13 protein-coding genes are annotated in these 15,942 nt (G+C 53.4%); 8 read left to right on the top strand and 5 right to left on the bottom strand.

Annotated features, from left to right (window positions below):
* Positions 1-163: 163 nt before the first annotated feature.
* The 6 genes from B3729_RS14130 (at position 164) to brnQ (ending at position 9,596) form a co-directional block, all read left to right on the top strand.
* Positions 164-2,995: a 2-oxoglutarate dehydrogenase E1 component gene (locus B3729_RS14130; RefSeq protein WP_026003888.1), complete on the top strand. Its 2,832-nt coding sequence runs from the start codon at positions 164-166 to the stop codon at positions 2,993-2,995.
* Between the two features lie 36 nt (positions 2,996-3,031).
* Complete coding sequence (odhB, locus tag B3729_RS14135) at positions 3,032-4,255, top strand: 2-oxoglutarate dehydrogenase complex dihydrolipoyllysine-residue succinyltransferase (RefSeq protein WP_010797806.1); 1,224 nt, start codon at positions 3,032-3,034, stop codon at positions 4,253-4,255.
* A gap of 65 nt (positions 4,256-4,320) precedes the next feature.
* Entirely contained in the window at positions 4,321-5,757 is a 1,437-nt protein-coding gene (gene lpdA, locus B3729_RS14140) for a dihydrolipoyl dehydrogenase (RefSeq protein ID WP_010797807.1), read from the top strand.
* 151 nt (positions 5,758-5,908) lie between these two features.
* Positions 5,909-7,075: an ADP-forming succinate--CoA ligase subunit beta gene (sucC, locus tag B3729_RS14145; RefSeq protein WP_286788202.1), complete on the top strand. Its 1,167-nt coding sequence runs from the start codon at positions 5,909-5,911 to the stop codon at positions 7,073-7,075.
* A complete protein-coding gene (gene sucD / locus B3729_RS14150; protein ID WP_003087428.1) occupies positions 7,075-7,962 on the top strand; it encodes a succinate--CoA ligase subunit alpha in 888 nt (295 codons plus the stop codon). Before sucC ends, sucD begins: the two co-directional genes overlap by 1 nt.
* A gap of 314 nt (positions 7,963-8,276) precedes the next feature.
* A complete protein-coding gene (brnQ, locus tag B3729_RS14155) occupies positions 8,277-9,596 on the top strand; it encodes a branched-chain amino acid transport system II carrier protein (protein ID WP_074827371.1) in 1,320 nt (439 codons plus the stop codon).
* 55 nt (positions 9,597-9,651) lie between these two features.
* On the opposite strand, the gene B3729_RS14160 is transcribed toward brnQ, so the two are convergent.
* Positions 9,652-9,936 carry a hypothetical protein gene (locus B3729_RS14160; RefSeq protein WP_010797811.1) on the bottom strand — a complete coding sequence of 95 codons (285 nt, stop codon included), beginning with the start codon at positions 9,934-9,936 and terminating at the stop codon, positions 9,652-9,654.
* 277 nt (positions 9,937-10,213) lie between these two features.
* Here B3729_RS14160 and htpG point away from each other — a divergent pair, with 277 nt between their 5' ends.
* A complete protein-coding gene (htpG, locus tag B3729_RS14165) occupies positions 10,214-12,112 on the top strand; it encodes a molecular chaperone HtpG (protein ID WP_286788203.1) in 1,899 nt (632 codons plus the stop codon).
* A 63-nt stretch (positions 12,113-12,175) separates the two neighbouring features.
* Complete coding sequence (locus tag B3729_RS14170) at positions 12,176-12,910, top strand: dienelactone hydrolase family protein (protein WP_286788204.1); 735 nt, start codon at positions 12,176-12,178, stop codon at positions 12,908-12,910.
* 74 nt (positions 12,911-12,984) lie between these two features.
* Here the strand turns inward: B3729_RS14170 and bfr are convergent, their stop codons facing one another.
* The 4 genes from bfr to pyrC form a co-directional block, all read right to left on the bottom strand.
* Positions 12,985-13,461 (bottom strand): bacterioferritin, encoded by a 477-nt coding sequence (gene bfr / locus B3729_RS14175; protein ID WP_019365389.1) that lies wholly within the window; start codon positions 13,459-13,461, stop codon positions 12,985-12,987.
* A gap of 186 nt (positions 13,462-13,647) precedes the next feature.
* Entirely contained in the window at positions 13,648-13,863 is a 216-nt protein-coding gene (locus B3729_RS14180; protein ID WP_073450677.1) for a bacterioferritin-associated ferredoxin, read from the bottom strand.
* Between the two features lie 125 nt (positions 13,864-13,988).
* Complete coding sequence (gene rnt / locus B3729_RS14185; RefSeq protein WP_409438648.1) at positions 13,989-14,636, bottom strand: ribonuclease T; 648 nt, start codon at positions 14,634-14,636, stop codon at positions 13,989-13,991.
* Positions 14,637-14,665: 29 nt separating this feature from the next.
* Positions 14,666-15,709, bottom strand: coding sequence for a dihydroorotase (pyrC, locus tag B3729_RS14190; protein ID WP_286788235.1), 1,044 nt, complete (start codon positions 15,707-15,709; stop codon positions 14,666-14,668).
* Positions 15,710-15,942 lie beyond the last annotated feature (233 nt).

Consider the following 15,942-nt stretch of genomic DNA (forward strand, 5'->3'; position numbering starts at 1 on the left):
TTTGTCGGTGCTCTAAAGCGACCTGCAAGGCGTAGGCTCTGCCGGTTGATTGAATACATATTAGGGGCAACCGGGCTGGTGCCCGGACATCAATGAATGCTGTATAGCTTTCTGGCGCGCAGTATGACTCGATGGTGTTGTCCCTGACCGAGGGGTGACTTAAATGCACGAAAGCGTTATGCAGCGGATGTGGGAAAGCGCTCACCTATCAGGTGGGAATGCCTCCTATGTCGAAGAGCTCTATGAGCTCTATCTGCACGATCCCAATGCCGTTCCTGAGGAATGGCGCTCTTATTTCCAGAAGCTTCCTGCAGATGGAAATTTCTCCCCTGACGTATCGCACTCAGCGATTCGTGATCACTTCGTTCTCCTGGCAAAAAATCAACGCCGTGCCCAGCCTGTCTCAGCAGGTACAGTTAGCAGTGAGCATGAGAAGAAGCAGGTCGAAGTTCTGCGCCTTATTCAGGCTTATCGTATGCGCGGCCATCAGGCTGCGAGTCTGGATCCGCTGGGGTTGTGGCAGCGTCAAGCGCCTGCCGACCTGTCACTCAATCACTATGGGTTGACTGACGCAGATCTCGATACGACCTTCCGCACCGGCGAGTTGTACTTCGGTAAAGAAGAGGCAACTCTGCGGGAAATACGGGATGCTCTGCAAGAGACATATTGCCGCACTGTCGGTGCGGAGTTCATGCATATTGTCGATTCCGAGGAGCGCCGCTGGTTCCTGCAGCGTCTGGAAAGCGTCCGTGGACGTCCTCAGTATTCCGCCGAAGCCAAGACACACCTGCTCGAACGCCTAACGGCCGCAGAAGGTTTGGAAAAGTATCTGGGTACCAAGTATCCAGGCACCAAGCGCTTTGGCCTGGAGGGTGGAGAAAGCCTCATTCCGCTGATCGACGAAATCATCCAGCGCTCCGGCTCCTATGGCGCCCAAGAGATCGTAATCGGTATGGCCCACCGTGGCCGCTTGAACGTACTGGTTAACACGCTAGGCAAGAATCCTCGCGATCTTTTCGATGAGTTCGAAGGCAAGAAAATCGTTGAGCTGGGCTCCGGTGATGTGAAGTACCACCAGGGTTTCTCCTCCAACGTAATGACTGAAGGTGGAGAAGTTCACCTAGCGCTCGCCTTTAACCCGTCACACCTGGAAATCGTTTCTCCAGTGGTGGAAGGATCGGTACGCGCACGTCAGGATCGTCGTAGCGACAAATCCGGCGATAAGGTCGTTCCGATTTCCATTCATGGTGATGCGGCCTTTGCAGGGCAGGGTGTAGTGATGGAAACCCTGCAGATGTCCCAGACTCGGGCTTACAAGACCGGTGGCACGCTGCATATCATCATCAACAACCAGGTCGGCTTTACCACAAACCGCCAGGAAGATGCCCGTTCCACCGAGTATGCAACTGATGTTGCCAAAATGGTGCAGGCGCCTATCTTCCACGTGAATGGTGATGATCCGGAAGCGGTTCTCTTCGTGACACAGCTGGCGGTCGACTACCGCATGCATTTCAAGCGTGACGTAGTCATTGACCTCGTTTGCTATCGTCGTCGTGGCCATAACGAAGCTGACGAACCCAGTGGTACTCAGCCGCTGATGTATCAGCAAATCACCAAGCAGCGCACCACACGTGACCTTTATGCGGATGCGTTGGTACAGGCCGGTGTGATGAGCGCCGAGCAGGTACAGGCTCAGTTCGAAAACTATCGTAGTGCCTTGGATGAAGGTCGCCATGTGGTGGCGAGCCTGGTCAAGGAGCCGAACAAAGGCCTGTTCGTTGACTGGCGCCCCTACCTGGGACATGCCTGGACCGCACGTCACGACACTCGATTTGACCTGAAGACTTTGCAGGAACTATCCAACAAGTTGCTGCAGCTGCCGGAAGGCCTGGTTGTACAGCGTCAGGTTGGCAAAATCCTCGAAGATCGCCAGAAGATGAGTGCTGGTGGACTCCCGATCAACTGGGGCTACGCGGAAACCATGGCCTATGCCACGTTGCTGCATGAGGGCCATCCGGTTCGTATTACTGGTCAGGATGTTGGCCGTGGTACGTTCTCGCATCGCCATGCTGTGCTTCATAACCAGAAGGATGGTGTGCCTTATGTTCCGCTGCAACATCTGAGCGAAGATCAGCCAAGTTTCGAGATCTACGATTCCTTGCTGTCCGAGGAAGCTGTACTGGCGTTTGAGTACGGCTATGCCACGACGACACCAAATGCTCTGGTGATCTGGGAAGCGCAGTTTGGTGATTTCGCCAACGGCGCGCAGGTTGTCATCGATCAGTTTATTACCAGTGGCGAAATCAAGTGGGGCCGCTTGTGTGGCCTGACTATGCTGCTGCCTCATGGTTATGAAGGACAGGGCCCCGAGCATTCCTCTGCTCGTCTGGAGCGCTACCTGCAACTGTGTGCCGAGCAGAACATCCAGGTATGCGTACCGACCACGCCCGCTCAGATCTACCATCTGTTGCGTCGCCAGGTTATTCGTCCGCTGCGTAAGCCACTTGTGGTTCTAACACCCAAGTCGCTTCTGCGTCACAAGCTTGCCATTTCCACACTGGAAGATTTGGCTGAAGGCTCGTTCCAGACTGTTATACCGGAAATCGATGCGATCGATCCGCAAAAGGTAACCCGTCTGGTCATGTGTAGCGGCAAGGTCTATTACGACCTGCTTGAGAAGCGCCGTACCGAAGGTCGTGAAGATACAGCGATCGTACGCATCGAACAGCTTTATCCGTTCCCTGAGGATGACCTGACAGAAGTCATGTCTGCCTACAGCAATCTGACGGATATTGTTTGGTGTCAGGAAGAGCCTATGAACCAGGGTGCCTGGTATTGCAGTCAGCATCATATGCGTCGCGTCATTTCAGCGCTCAAGCCTGAGATTGGCCTTAAGTATGCAGGACGTGATGCCTCCGCTGCGCCGGCAGTTGGTTACGCTTCGATGCATGCCGAGCAGCAGGAAAAACTGCTGAACGATGCTTTTAATGGTTAACGCGCGCGCATAAAACGAATTAAGGAATCCAATAGAATGGCTATCGAGATCAAAGCCCCAACATTTCCAGAGTCGGTTGCAGATGGCACCGTCGCTACTTGGCACAAGAAGCCTGGTGAAGCCGTAAAGCGGGACGAACTGCTGGTCGATATCGAAACCGACAAGGTTGTCCTGGAAGTTGTGGCTCCCGCTGACGGTGTGTTGGCCGAAGTCTTGAAAAACGAAGGCGACACCGTGCTGAGCGAAGAAGTCATTGCACGCGTGGAGGAGGGTGCTGCAGCTGCTGCGCCAGCCGCTAGTGCTCCGGCCGTAGCGCCGTCTGCTGCGCCTGCTACTGCAGCTCAGGATGAAGAGGATCCGATTCTGGCGCCAGCCGCTCGTAAGCTGGCAGAAGAAAATGGTCTGGATCCAGCCAGCATCAAGGGCACCGGAAAAGGCGGTCGCGTAACCAAGGAAGACGTTGTAGCCGCTATCGAAGCCAAGAAAGCTGCGCCTTCCGCTCCGGCAGCCAAGCCGGCTGCAGCGGCTGCGCCGGCGCAGACCTTTGCTGCAGGCGATCGCGTCGAGAAGCGTGTACCGATGACACGTCTGCGTGCCAAGGTCGCCGAGCGTCTGGTCGAAGCTCAGTCAAGCATGGCCATGCTGACTACATTCAATGAAGTCAACATGAAGCCGATCATGGAGCTACGCGCCAAGTATAAGGACATGTTTGAGAAGAAGCACAATGGCGTACGCCTTGGCTTCATGTCTTTCTTTGTTAAGGCGGCGACCGAGGCTCTCAAGCGTCAGCCAGGCGTCAATGCCTCTATCGATGGTAGCGACATCGTTTACCACGGTTATCAGGATATTGGTGTCGCGGTTTCCAGTGATCGTGGCCTGGTTGTTCCGGTGCTGCGCAATGCCGAGCTCATGAGCCTGGCTGAAGTCGAGGGTACCATTGCTGATTTCGGCAAGAAGGCGAAAGCCGGCAAGTTGACCATGGAAGACATGCAGGGCGGTACCTTTACCATCTCCAACGGTGGTGTTTTTGGCTCGTTGCTATCCACTCCAATCGTTAACCCGCCGCAGACTGCCATTCTTGGCATGCACAAGATCCAAGAGCGGCCTATGGCAGTGAATGGTCAGGTTGTCATTCTGCCGATGATGTACCTTGCACTGTCCTATGACCACCGTCTGATCGACGGTAAGGAAGCCGTAACCTTCCTGGTCACCATGAAGGATCTGCTGGAAGACCCGGCCCGTCTGCTGCTGGATATCTAATCTGGTCCATATATAGAGACGGCTTCGTAAGAAGCCGTCCGGTTTATCGAAATAGGATGAAACTTATGAGCGAAAAATTCGACGTAGTCGTGATCGGTGCCGGCCCTGGCGGCTATGTGGCTGCCATCCGTGCTGCGCAGCTCGGCCTGAAAACTGCCTGTATCGAGCGATACAAGGGTAAGGAAGGCAAGGTCTCCCTGGGTGGTACCTGCTTGAACGTAGGTTGCATTCCTTCCAAGGCGCTGCTGGATAGCTCTTACAAGTTTCATGAAGCGCATGAAGGCTTCAAGGTTCACGGCATCGATGCACCCAACGTGACTATCGATGTACCTGCCATGATCGGTCGTAAGGATCAGATCGTTAAGAACCTGACAGGTGGTATCGGCACGCTATTCAAGGCCAACGGTGTAACGCTGTTGGAAGGACATGGCAAGCTGCTAGCCAACAAGCAGGTTGAAGTGACAGGTCTGGACGGTCAGACTCAAGTTGTCGAAGCGACAAATGTCATCCTGGCTTCGGGCTCGCGTCCGATCGAAATTCCGCCGGCTCCGCTTGTTGAAGGCATTGTTGTTGACTCCACGGGTGCTCTTGACTTCACTGAAGTTCCGAAGCGTCTGGGCGTTATTGGTGCAGGCGTTATTGGTCTGGAACTGGGCTCGGTATGGGCTCGTCTGGGGGCCGAAGTAACTGTTCTGGAAGCGCTGGACAAATTCCTGCCGGCTGCCGATGAGCAGATTGCGAAGGAAGGCCTGAAGATTCTAACCAAGCAAGGTCTGAACGTTCGTCTGGGTACACGTGTAACCGGTTCGGAAGTCAACGGAAACGAAGTGACCGTGACCTTTACCGACTCTACCGGTGAGCAGAAGCAGACGTTCGACAAGCTGATCGTAGCCGTAGGCCGTCGTCCCGTGACGACCGATCTGCTGGCTTCTGATTGCGGCGTGGAGAGCGATGAGCGCGGATACATCTATGTTGATGACTATTGCGCTACCAGCGTACCCGGCGTTTACGCAATCGGTGACTGTGTACGCGGCCTGATGCTGGCTCACAAAGCTTCCGAAGAAGGTGTCATGGTGGCCGAGCGTATCGCAGGTCACAAGGCTCAGATGAACTATGATCTGATTCCTTCGGTTATCTATACCCATCCGGAAATGGCATGGGTCGGCAAAACCGAGCAGGCTTTGAAGGCTGAAGGCGTTGAAGTGAATGTCGGCACCTTCCCGTTTGCTGCAAGTGGCCGAGCCATGGCGGCCAACGATACGGCTGGCCTGGTCAAGGTAATTGCCGACGCCAAGACCGATCGCGTTCTAGGTGTTCATATTATTGGCCCAAGTGCAGCGGATCTGGTTCAGCAAGGCGCCATCGCCATGGAATTCGGCACCAGTGCCGAAGACCTGGGCATGATGGTGTTCTCGCACCCAACACTGTCTGAAGCGCTGCATGAAGCGGCCCTGGCAGTGAATGGCCATGCCATTCATATTGCCAACCGCAAGAAGCGTTAAGACGGTAGACCAACGGTGAGCAGCCCGCCGCTACTCCAGGGGAGGGCCGCAGGAACGCTCACCGGACTGCCAGAGGGCAGTTACAGGTGGCGCGGCGCCAGTGAGCGCAGCGCCGAAAATGCGCAATACCTAACGAAGACGGTAGATAAGCATGAATCTCCACGAGTATCAGGGTAAGCAGCTGTTCGCTGAGTACGGCCTGCCTGTATCCAAGGGCTTCGCTGTAGACACCCCGGAAGAAGCGGCGGAAGCCTGCGACAAAATCGGCGGCAGCGAGTGGGTCGTTAAAGCACAAGTTCATGCGGGTGGCCGTGGTAAAGCCGGCGGTGTGAAGCTGGTCAAGAGCAGTGAAGACGCCAAGGCGTTTGCTCAAAACTGGCTAGGCAAAAATCTGGTGACCTACCAGACTGATGCTAATGGTCAGCCGGTTAGCAAGATCCTGGTTGAGTCCTGCACGGACATCGACAAGGAACTGTACCTCGGTGCGGTCGTTGACCGCTCCAGCCGCCGTATCGTTTTCATGGCCTCCACCGAAGGTGGCGTGGACATCGAAAAAGTTGCGCACGACACGCCTGAGAAAATTCTGAAGGCAACCGTTGATCCTCTGGTAGGTGCTCAGCCTTATCAAGGCCGTGAGCTGGCCTTTCAGCTAGGCCTGACTGGTAACCAGATCAAGCAGTTCACCCAAATTTTTGTTGGTCTGGCTAAGTTGTTCCAGGATTATGACCTGGCGCTGCTGGAAGTGAACCCGCTGGTCATCAAGAAAGATGGCGACCTTCACTGCCTGGATGCCAAGATCAATATCGACAGCAACGCCATGTATCGTCAGCCCAAGCTGCGTGCAATGCATGATCCATCCCAGGATGATGCTCGTGAAGCCCATGCGCAGAAGTGGGAACTGAACTACGTTGCACTTGAAGGTAACATTGGCTGCATGGTTAATGGTGCAGGTCTGGCCATGGGTACCATGGACATCGTTAACCTGCATGGCGGCAAGCCGGCCAACTTCCTGGACGTAGGCGGTGGCGCGACCAAAGAGCGCGTAACCGAAGCGTTCAAGATCATTCTGTCCGACAGCAATGTTAAAGCCGTACTGGTTAATATCTTCGGCGGTATTGTTCGTTGCGACATGATTGCTGAAGGCATCATCGGCGCAGTGAAAGAAGTCGGCGTGAAGGTTCCCGTCGTTGTGCGCCTGGAAGGCAACAACGCTGAGTTGGGTGCCAAGGTCCTGGCCGAAAGCGGTCTGAACATCATCGCGGCAACTAGCCTGACCGACGCTGCCCAGCAGGTCGTCAAGGCCGCGGAGGGTAAGTAATGAGCGTCCTGATTAATAAAGACACCAAAGTTATCTGCCAGGGCTTTACCGGTAGCCAAGGTACTTTCCACTCCGAGCAAGCTATCGCCTACGGCACCAAGATGGTTGGCGGTGTAACGCCAGGCAAGGGTGGTACTACTCACCTGGGTCTGCCCGTATTCAATACGGTTAAGGAAGCAGTAGAAGCGACCGGCGCCGAGGCTTCGGTCATCTATGTTCCGGCTCCTTTCTGTAAGGACTCCATTCTTGAAGCCGCGTTTGGTGGTATCAAGCTGATCGTTTGCATCACCGAAGGCATTCCTACGCTGGATATGCTGGATGCCAAGGTCAAGTGCGATGAATTGGGCGTACGCCTGATTGGTCCAAACTGCCCAGGCGTAATCACACCCGGCGAATGCAAGATCGGCATCATGCCTGGTCACATTCATTTGCCAGGTAAGGTCGGCATTGTTTCCCGTTCCGGTACGCTGACGTACGAAGCGGTCAAGCAAACCACTGACGCAGGTTTCGGCCAATCCACATGTGTGGGTATTGGCGGTGACCCGATTCCGGGTTCCAACTTCATCGATATTCTGAAGCTGTTCCAGGAAGATCCCCAGACCGAAGCGATCGTCATGATCGGTGAGATCGGTGGTTCTGCCGAAGAAGAGGCTGCAGCCTTCATCAAGGCCAATGTGACCAAGCCTGTTGTGTCCTACATTGCCGGTGTTACTGCACCTCCTGGCAAGCGTATGGGTCATGCGGGCGCAATCATCTCTGGCGGCAAAGGTACTGCTGACGAGAAGTTCGCTGCGCTGCAAGACGCAGGCGTCAAGACCGTACGTTCCCTGGCTGATATCGGCAAGGCCCTGGCCGAGCTGACTGGTTGGGAAGTCAAGAAGGCGTAAGCCTTACCTTGATGCAAAGGCCACCTTTAAGGTGGCCTTTGTTTTTATAGGGCTGATAAATTTTTAGTTCTGTAAATCGCTGATCGATCGACAATACTGCTACAGAGGGCCTGATTTCGGCCCGTTTAATCGGGGTGTAAGACGTTTTTGCTGCCTTTGTCTGCAGATTTCGTTAGGATGTGCACCCTTCACAGCCACCGTCTCCAAAAGAGTAGGGTAGCCATTAGTGGTCCGCTTTAGCCAAGCGGGCGTCGTTCCTAATAAGCAACGGGAACCCTTCGCGATCAATCTGTCTGAATCCGGTATTCCCTTAAATGAAATCTCTGAAAGGCCAGGATATCCTGGCGCTTGGCTTTATGACCTTCGCTCTCTTTGTAGGCGCGGGTAACATCATTTTCCCTCCGATTGTAGGCTTGCAAGCCGGTCCACACGTTTGGGCTGCGGCTATTGGCTTCCTTATTACAGCGGTAGGCTTGCCTGTACTAACAGTGGTTGCCTTAGCTCGTGTAGGCGGCGCCATGAATGCGCTGAGCTCACCAATCGGACGGGTAGCCGGTGGCCTGTTGGCAGCGGTCTGCTATTTATCAGTCGGTCCGCTGTTTGCCACCCCACGTACTGCAACTGTCTCATTCGAGGTTGGGCTTGCGCCCCTTACAGGTGGTGGGGCGCTACCGCTGTTTCTCTACAGCCTTGTCTATTTCTGTGTTGTATTGCTGGTATCGCTTTATCCAGGTCGGTTGTTGGATACGGTGGGCCGTTTCCTGGCGCCGTTGAAAATCCTGGCGCTTGCCATTCTGGGGGCGGCGGCATTCCTATGGCCTGCCGGCGGGACGGGCGAGTCCGTCAAAGCTTATCAGGCACAGGCGTTTTCCCAAGGTTTCATTAATGGTTATCTGACCATGGATACGTTGGGCGCTCTGGTGTTTGGCATCGTCATTGTAAATGCGATCAAGGCGCGTGGCATAGAATCAGCAACACTGATTACGCGCTACGCTGTTATTGCAGGACTGATTGCAGGTGTTGGGTTGGCTCTGGTTTACATCAGCCTGTTCCAGCTGGGCTCTACTAGCCATTCATTGGTGCCAGCGGCCACTAATGGGGCAGAGGTGCTTCATGCCTATGTACAGCATACGTTTGGTGAACCTGGCAGTATTTTCCTTGCCTGTCTGATTTCGCTTGCCTGTCTGGTCACTGCGGTTGGATTGACCTGCGCCTGTGCAGAATACTTTAGTGAAGCCCTGCATCTGCCTTACAAAGTTCTGGTTGTTGCACTGGCACTTTTTTCTCTACTCGTTTCGAATCTGGGTTTGACTCATCTGATTCAAATATCCGTACCCGTGCTGACGGCTATTTATCCACCGTGCATTGTCTTGGTTGTGCTTAGCTTCTGCTCCAGACTGTGGCATTCATCCTCGCGCGTTGTAGCCCCTGTCATGCTGGTTGCGTTTCTGTTCGGCATTGTAGATGGCATAAAGGCGGCAGGTTTTGATGTCAGCTGGATTACATGGCTGGAAGCCAAGCTTCCGCTGGTAGATCAAGGGCTGGCGTGGCTCATTCCATCGGTTGTAGTGGGTGTATTGGCTACGCTCTGGGATAGACAGCAAGGCCAGCCACAGGCCGTGCGAGCTTCATAAGAGCTTTTTCCCGGTAATAAAAAAGCCCGCTATTGCGGGCTTTTTTATTACAAGCTTACTGCTGCTTGGTGTTCGGATCACCGCCTTGCAGAGGCTGATCCGGATTTCCCTGAGGAGAAGTATTGGTGCCGGTATCCTGAGCTTCTTTAGCTTGCTCTTGGGCGGCCTCAGTACGCTCTTGAGCAGCCTGATTGCTTTCCTTGGCTGCTTCATTCATGTGTTCTTGAGCTTTCTGCTCGGATTGCTGTGCGTCTTGTGCCTTTTCTTCGGAAGGCTTGTCACAGGCAGCTAAGCCAAGGGCTGCAGCAAGCAGCAGGGCGTAAGCGAAAGGTTTTTGCATGGTCTTCTCCTTGTTTAATTCACGGCAGCACTTCGAGCATACGTATACAGCGAAGTTCCGCGTAGACCTTCTTTGCGTCTATGGCGGTATGCGAGCCTAACAGGTACGGCTGCCAGACCTATTGGCAGCAATCATGGCCAGGTAGTTCCTGACATTTGATTAAATGGCCCGGATATGAGACCTGCAATCCGTTTTGGGTTGAAAAATAAGGACTTGCCCCCATTTTGCGTCCATCACCGCTATCGCGGCTCAACCGTCATCTGTGGAGTTCGTAACCATGAGTGTGGAGACTCAGAAAGAAACATTAGGTTTTCAGACTGAAGTGAAGCAGCTGCTTCATCTCATGATTCATTCTCTGTATTCCAACAAGGAAATTTTTCTTCGGGAGTTGGTTTCCAACGCATCCGATGCGGCGGACAAGCTCCGCTTTGAGGCCCTGGCCAAGCCGGAGCTGCTTGAGGGCGGCGACGCGCTCAAGATCCGTATCAGCTACGACAAGGATGCACGCACTGTCACGATAGAGGACAACGGCATCGGCATGAGCCGTGAGGATGTCGTTACACATCTGGGAACTATTGCCAAATCAGGCACCGCTGATTTCCTTAAGAACCTGTCGGGCGACCAGCGCAAGGACTCCCACTTGATCGGCCAGTTTGGGGTCGGTTTTTATAGTGCCTTTATCATAGCGGACAAAGTGGATGTCTTTACACGCCGTGCTGGACAGCCTGCTGCGGAAGGGGTTCACTGGAGTTCGAAAGGCGAAGGCGAGTTCGATGTTGAAACCATCGAAAAACCTGAGCGTGGTACTCGCATCGTTCTGCATCTGAAAACAGGCGAAGAAGAGTTCGCTGACGGCTGGCGTCTGCGTAATATCATCAAGAAGTATTCTGATCACATTGCACTGCCGATCGAGTTGCCAAAAGAGCATCACGGAGAGGACGCACCCTCAGAGCAGGAGTGGGAAACGGTCAATCGGGCCAGCGCGTTGTGGACACGGCCGCGTACTGAAGTCAAGGATGAGGAATACCAGGAGTTTTACAAGCACGTCTCCCATGATTTCGAGAACCCTCTGACCTGGAGTCACAATAAGGTAGAGGGCAAACTTGAATACACCTCGCTGCTTTATGTACCTGCACGCGCGCCCTTTGATCTGTACCAGCGTGAAGCGCCGCGTGGATTGAAGCTTTATGTGCAGCGTGTATTCATTATGGATCAGGCTGACGAGTTCCTGCCCCTTTACCTGCGCTTCATCAAGGGTGTGGTGGATTCCAACGATCTCTCGCTTAACGTCTCTCGTGAGATTCTTCAGAAGGATCCGGTCATCGACTCCATGAAGTCGGCGTTGACCAAGCGGGTCCTGGATATGTTGGAAAAGCTGGCCAAAAACGAGCCGGAGCAATACAAGCAGTTCTGGAATGCTTTTGGACAGGTTCTGAAAGAAGGGCCGGCGGAGGACTTTGCCAATCGTGAAAAGATTGCCGGCTTGCTGCGTTTTGCATCGACTCATGGAGATGCGGGTGAACAGGACGTTGCGCTCGCTGACTACATTGGTCGCATGAAGGAAGGGCAAGACAAGATCTACTACCTGACAGGCGAAAGCTACAATCAGGTGAAGAGCAGTCCACACCTGGAAGTTTTCCGTAAGAAGGGTATCGAAGTCCTTCTGCTAACGGATCGCATCGATGAGTGGCTGATGAGCTACCTGACGGAGTTCGATGGTAAGTCGTTCGTTGATGTTGCTCGTGGCGATCTGGACTTGGGCAAGCTTGATTCCGAAGAAGACAAGAAGGCTCAGGAAGAAATAGCCAAGGCCAAAGAAGATCTTGTTGGTCGCATCAAGAAGGCACTGGATAACGAGGTCAGCGAAGTGCGGGTTTCTCATCGCCTGACAGACTCACCGGCTATTCTGGCAATCGGCGAACAGGACCTGGGTCTGCAGATGCGTCGCATCCTTGAGGCGAGCGGCCAGAAGGCCCCTGAATCCAAGCCGATTTTTGAAATCAATCCACAGCATCCTTTGATTGAAAAGCTGGACATGGAGCAGGATGAAGACCGCTTCGTAGATTTAGCTCATGTCTTGTTCGATCAGGCAGCTCTCGCTGCAGGTGATAGTCTCAAGGATCCGGCTGCGTACGTGCGCCGTCTCAATAAGCTTCTGGTAGAACTTTCTGCCTGATGCGCTGATAAAGCCCGCTTCTGGCGGGCTTTCTTTTAACACCCAACGACGAAGAGGTAACCCATGGCCGAAATGACGGTTAAGGCAATCCAGTATGAGATCGATGGACAGCCGTTCGAAGGGCAGCTGGTCTACGATGCTGATCAGCCCCAGACGCGGCCAGCAGTTCTGCTTTCGCCTAACTGGATGGGCGTATCGCAAGATGCTATTGATTTAGCCAAGCGCCTTGCCAGCGAAGATGGGCTGGTTTATTTCATCGTGGATTTTTATGGTCAGAAAGTGCGTCCTGCTAATGCAGATGAGGCGCTGGCAGCCATGATGCCGATTCGTAATGATAGGGCTTTACTACGCAAGCGCCTGCAGTCTGCTTATCAGGCGCTTGTTGCTCAAGCGGGCACTGTTGCAATAGACACGAAACACATTGCTGCCATTGGCTTTTGCTTTGGTGGCTGTGCTGCGCTTGAGTTGGCGCGTGAAGGTGCAGAATTGGCTGCTGTTGTCACTTTCCATGCCAATCTGGATACGCCAAATCCTGAAGATGCCCGTAATATCAAAGCACCCGTTCTAGTGCTGCACGGGGCTGCTGATCCGTTAGTGCCTAGCGAACAGATTTCTGCTTTCGAGGCAGAAATGACCGCAGCCAATGTCGATTGGCAAGTTATCAGTTACGGTAATGCTGTCCATTCCTTTACTGATCCGGAAGCCAATAATCCAGGCAAGCAGCAATACAATCCGGTTGTTGCCAAACGCGCCTTCCTGGCTATGCATAATCTGTTTGACGAGGTCATGTCGCGCTAGTATGCGAAGACCCGCAGCAGTGCCTGGTCTAAGAAAAGCCCGCCAATAGGCGGGCTTTTTATGACCTGTAAGATTTAATCGTCGTCATGCATATTGGATTGCAGGTAGTTCTCAATCCCTACCTTGTCGATCAGCCCCAACTGAGTTTCGAGCCAATCGATATGCTCCTCTTCGGACTCCAGGATGTCCTTGAGCATGTCGCGACTTACATAGTCTCGAACACTTTCGCAGTACACAATTGCATCTCGTAGGTCGGCAACCGCTGCGATTTCCAGGCGAAGGTCACACTCAAGCATTTCCTTGGTATTTTCACCAATCATCAACTTGCCAAGATCCTGAAGGTTTGGAAGGCCTTCAAGAAACAGGATTCGCTCAATCAGACGATCCGCATGCTTCATCTCGTCGATTGACTCATGGTATTCATGGTGGCCAAGTTTTTTCAGGCCCCAGTCGTTATACATGCGCGAATGGAGGAAGTACTGATTGATGGCAACAAGCTCGTTTCCAAGTATCTTGTTGAGATGCTGAATGACTTTAATGTCGCCTTTCATGACGGCTCCGCCCAAGGATTATGTAATACAAGTCTGGGCGCGAAGCGAGGGCTTGTCAAACGTAAGTTATTGAATTGATTATGAAAAACATCTGTGAATAACACGCTTTCGCAACTGATTCATAACCTACTGATTTTTAGACATAAAAAAACCGGGCCAACTGCCCGGCTCTTAAAAATCTGTTTATCAGGCTTGGGATAATCCGACCGGGTAGGCCAGACTTTGAGCCGCCTGAAGCTCGCCAAGGGTTTCTCTGACAACCGTTTTAGCCAGGCAGGCACATTTACCGCATTGAGTACCTACTCCTGTGCATTCCCTTACTTCCCGATAGCTGCAGCATCCTTCGTAGATAGCTTCACGGATTTGCTTATCGGTGACACCTCGGCACAAACATACGTACATGGCGATTCGTCTATGGCTGAAAAGAGATATCGGCAGACTAATCGTAGTGAGAATGATTGTCAAAGCGTTATAGGAGGGAATGTTATTAACCTGCCGAGCGGCACGATGGCCGCTCGGCAAAAGGTTTATTCAGGGTCCATCCAGCCGCCCAGCTCACGCCAGCGATTGACGATACCGCAGAACAGATCGGCCGTTTTTTCCGTGTCATAACGGGCAGAGTGCGCTTCCCGATTATCAAACTCGATTCCAGCGCTTTGGCAGGCTTTGGCTAGTACCGTTTGCCCATAAGCCAGTCCGGCTAATGTAGCCGTGTCAAAGCTTGAGAAGGGGTGAAAGGGGTTTCGTTTGATACCACAGCGCAAGACCGCAGCGTTGAGAAACGCAAGATCAAAGCTACTGTTATGACCTACCAAAATGGCTCGCTTGCAACCGTTGGCTTTCAAAGATTTCCGCACCCCACGGAAGATTTCCGTAAGGGCATGTTCTTCCTTGACGGCCATTCTCAGCGGGTGATCAAGCTTGATGCCAGTAAACTCGAGCGCGGCAGGTTCTACATTGGCCCCTTCGAACGGCTCGACCCGAAAGAAATGGGTGTGCTCAGGGAAGAGAAAACCTTTCTCATCCATCCCAATGATAGTAGCGGCTATTTCCAATAGCGCATCGGTGGACGCATTGAAGCCACCGGTTTCCACGTCCACGATTACAGGTAAATAGCCACGAAAGCGTCGGGCCATTGGAATACGCGAGTCGGACATTGGCGCGGTGTTTTCCATTTCTTCCGCGAACAGTTCTTCATCATCACTCATGCAGAGGTCTCCAGACGCCAACGCAACGTTTCTCCGGCACGCAGCGGCACAACTTCAAAATCGCCAAAAGGCAGGGAGCTAGGTGCTTTCCACTCTTCACGCACCAGCGTTACGGTATCGGTATTATGCGGAAGGCCATAAAAGTCGGCGCCAAACAGGCTGGCGAAGCCCTCTAATTTATCCAGCGCGTCGCGGCCTTCGAAGGCTTCGGCATACAGTTCAAGTGCTGCATAGGCGGTATAGCAGCCAGCGCAGCCGCATGCAGACTCCTTGGCGTGTTTGGGGTGTGGTGCTGAGTCCGTACCCAGAAAGAACTTTGGACTTCCGCTGACAGCGGCATCCAGTAGCGCTTCCTGATGCGTGTTGCGTTTGAGGATAGGTAGACAAAAAAAGTGCGGGCGGATGCCGCCAACCAGCATGTGATTACGATTATAGAGCAGATGATGAGCGGTGATGGTGGCGGCTACGTTTGCCGACGCATCACGTACAAATTTTGCTGCATCGCCTGTCGTGATGTGTTCAAGCACGACCCGAAGCGCGGGGAAGCGTCTAACTATGACGCTAAGCTGCTCGTCGATAAAGCGCTTTTCACGGTCGAAAATGTCGACTTCTGAGCGTGTAACTTCGCCATGTACCAGCAGCGGCAGTCCTACCTCGGCCATCGTTTCCAATACCGGAAAGATATTGTCCAGCGAGGTGACCCCTGAGTCGGAATTTGTTGTGGCGCCAGCAGGGTAGAGCTTGACGGCATGTACGAAGCCGCTCGCCTTGGCAGCACGGATTTCGTCTGGTGTGGTGCGCTCAGTCAGGTACAGTACCATCAGCGGTTCGAAGCGGTTGGCGGCGGGGCGGGCAGCCAGAATACGCTCGCGATAAGCCGCGGCTTGTTCCGCATTGCGTACAGGTGGTACCAGGTTGGGCATGATGATGGCACGGGCAAAGGTGCGAGCAACATCGGCTACGGTTTGGCTCAAGGCCGCACCATCACGGAGGTGTATATGCCAGTCATCGGGACGGCGAAGCGTTATCCGGTCGGACATGCTGATTTCCAGGCGAACAAATGTGGAGAGAATGCTACCGGAAAAGGCGGACTCGGGCACGCCGCCCAGCCTAGAAGTATTTCAGAATAGCTGATCCATTGGGTGAAACAGGCAGAGTTGTTCTAAAGCAATGCCGCCTGCGTAGCGTTGGCGTACTATCCAAGTGCTGATTGTATTCAAGTTTTCTGGGTAATGAACCGATATCACAAGGGTAAGATTCTTCTATTGGATTC

The sequence above is a fragment of the Pseudomonas sp. UBA3149 genome (genome assembly GCF_002364655.1).
Classification (GTDB): domain Bacteria; phylum Pseudomonadota; class Gammaproteobacteria; order Pseudomonadales; family Pseudomonadaceae; genus Chryseomonas; species Chryseomonas luteola.